Here is a 2797-nt window from a genome sequence, read left to right on the forward strand (position 1 = left end):
GAGCCGCGCGGCCCTGAGCGTGAGGCGTACGCCCGGCTGCTGCGGCAGCTCGCGGAGCTCTACCCCGCACCCGCCACGCCGGAGAAGCCGGCTGCCCCGGTGCCCGCCACCTTCGCCGGCGCTGTCGACCCGGAAGGAATCGTGCCGACCGCTGTAGTCGACGAACTCGCCGCATCCCTCTGCCCCTCTCCCGGCGTGCCCCGCCCGGCGGGCTTCGCCGACCCGGCGGAAGCGCGGACTCTGTCCACAGGGGAGGCGTCCGAGGCTGCGGTCATGACTGCAACCGAGAACACCCAGACCCCTGTCCCTGTCGCCGCTGCTCCGGCGGCCGCGCCGCGTCCGGCGCGCACCACCAGGACGTCGTCGACGTCGCGCCGCCCGGGTGGGAAGAAGGCGGCCCCGGCCGGAACGCCGGCGGGCGGCGCCGACCCGCGCTTCGAGAACGGCCCGTTGGCGGTCGTCGACGTCGAGGACGACGGCACGGTGCTGGCGTACTGCACCGGCGGCCTGGTCCTGGGCGTGCCCGCCAAGAGCATCCCGGCCTTGGTCGACTGGACGCTGCGCGAGGCCAAGCTCGGGCAGCCGAAGCTCGCCGGCCCCGGTAAGGACGCCGACCCGCTGATCGTGCTCACCGAGTCCGCGCTGGAGCGCTACGGCCTGCCCGTCACGCTCACGGAGGAGGAGAAGCACGCCGGGCGGATCCCGGAGGGCCACAAGGTCATCAAGCAGCTCGCGCGCGCGGAGTGGAAGCTGACGAAGCGCGGGTTCGGGCCGTGGGCGCGGATCTACCGCCCCGCCACCGGTTCGGAGCGAGCGTGCGTGCAGCTGTGCATCCCGTCGTGGAACGCGCTGGACACCCGGCACTGGGGTGAGGCCGGGCAGCTCCCGCCGGCGGAGCTCGCCCGCGTCCTGGGCGTGTACGCCTCCCGCGTGATGACGCCGCGCGGCTCCACGGCCGTGACTGGTCTGGAGCTGATGACCGCCCTGCACCCGCCGACCCGGGCCACCGCGCCCGACGAGAACGGCAAGCGTACCGGCGAGCACAACCCCGGCTCGCTGGGCAAGGACGCCATCGACCCGATGAACTGGCCGCCGTGCGAGGTCCCCGACGGCCACCCCGCCCTCAAGGACCTGCCCCGGTTCCACGTGCGCGGCCCGGCGGAGAAGCTGTTCGAGGAGGCGTACGACTGGGCACGGCCGATGACCGACGCGGAGTGCACCCTGCGGCACCTGGTCGGCATCGACGTCAACATGGCCTTCGCCGCCGGCGCCAACGGTCTGAACGTCGGCCTGGGCGAGGCGACGCACGTCACGAACCCCGTCTTCGATCCGAAGCTGCCCGGCTCGTGGCTGGTCGACCTGTCCCACGTCGACCTGTCCCGCGTGAAGGTCGGCAAGGAGTGGGTGGAGCTGGACGGCTCGATGCTGCCCTCCCCGTTCACGCCGAAGGGCGAGCGCCCGACCGGCCCGGCCTGGTACGCGACGCCCACCGTCGCCTACGCGGCGGAGCTCGGCTACGAGGTGCGGCCGATCGAGGCGTGGGTCCGGTGCGAGAACGGCCGGTACCTGGACGGCTGGTACAACCGGCTTCGCGACGCCTACCTCGCCACGATGGCCGACCTCGGCGTCGACGCCGACCTCGCCCCGGCGGACTTCCTTGCGGCGATGGACGGCTACAAGGCCCGCGACCCGGAGCTCGCGATCGTCACCACGGCGATCAAGGCGACGGTCAAGGGCGGCCTGGGCAAACTCCGCGAGCGGCCCCGCGGCGAGGGCTGGAGGCCCGGCGAGCCGTGGCGCGCGCTGTCCCGCCCGACGTGGCGGCCCGACATCCGCGCGGCGGTCATCTCCCGCACCCGGATGAACCTGCACCGCAAGATCGTCAAGCACGCCGCCTTCACCGGGCAGTACCCCATCGCGATCCTGTCCGACTGCGTCGTCTACGCCGCCAACGGCCCCTCGCCGCTGGACTTCCTGCCCTACCGGGAAGGCAAGCCGCTGCCCGGCGGCTTCAAGCTCGGCATCAACCCCGGCCTGGTCAAGCACGAAGGCACCCAGGACGTCCTGTGGGGCGAGGAAGTCCGGGAGCGCTTCAACGCCCCGGAACTCAACCTCGCCCGGTACATCAAGGACGGCACCGTCACCGACGTCGACAACGGAGAGTAGGAGTAGGCCACGATGAGCCTGTTCGGAGACGGCCTGGACGCCGCGGTGCAGAAGGCATTCACCCGCCCGGCACCCAAGAGCGCGCCCGCGCAGATGCGGTACCTGGTCAAGCAGCTCAAGGGCACCAAGGCGGTCGCCCAGATGCTGCGGGTCTCCCAGCGCACCGTCGAGCGGTACGTGAAAGACCAGACCAAGAAGCCCCGCCCCGAACTCGCCGCGCGCCTGGAACGCGAGGTGAAGGCCCGGTGGCAGCCCCAGATCCGCGCGAAGGCCAAGAAGAAGGCGGCCAGCACGGGCGGCATCGTCATCGACACCCGCGCCCGCATGGGCTACACGGCCCCGATCGGGTCGACGGACCAGGACCGCATCCGGCACCTGACCGTCGCCCTGCCGCCCGTCTACGCCGCCCGCCTCTTCGACGCCCAGGAGGCCGGCGCCACCGACCAGCAGCTCCAGGACATCGCGGCCGAAGCGCTCAAGGAGGTCTACTTCCAGGACGGCGGCCGCCGCGCCGGCTCCCTGGAGGAGGTGCGCTTCACGGACATCGAACACCTCGAGTTCGACCTGTAGCAGCCGCGCCCCGAACAGCCCGCGCGCCCGGTGTGACTGAGCGCTTCGGTTGGCGAGTGAG

The 2797-nt window shown here is 72.3% G+C and carries 2 protein-coding genes; both read left to right on the top strand.

What is annotated here, in order from left to right:
- A partial coding sequence (tap, locus tag ACP4IX_RS36000; RefSeq protein ID WP_426558832.1) for a telomere-associated protein Tap occupies positions 1-2166 on the top strand: 2166 nt, incomplete at its 5' end.
- Positions 2167-2178: 12 nt separating this feature from the next.
- The gene (tpg, locus tag ACP4IX_RS36005; RefSeq protein WP_426558834.1) at positions 2179-2736 is read left to right on the top strand and encodes a telomere-protecting terminal protein Tpg; all 558 of its coding nucleotides are present in this window, start codon (positions 2179-2181) and stop codon (positions 2734-2736) included.
- Positions 2737-2797 lie beyond the last annotated feature (61 nt).

It is taken from the genome of Streptomyces sp. WG5, assembly GCF_049974565.1.
In the GTDB taxonomy this organism is placed as follows: domain Bacteria; phylum Actinomycetota; class Actinomycetes; order Streptomycetales; family Streptomycetaceae; genus Streptomyces.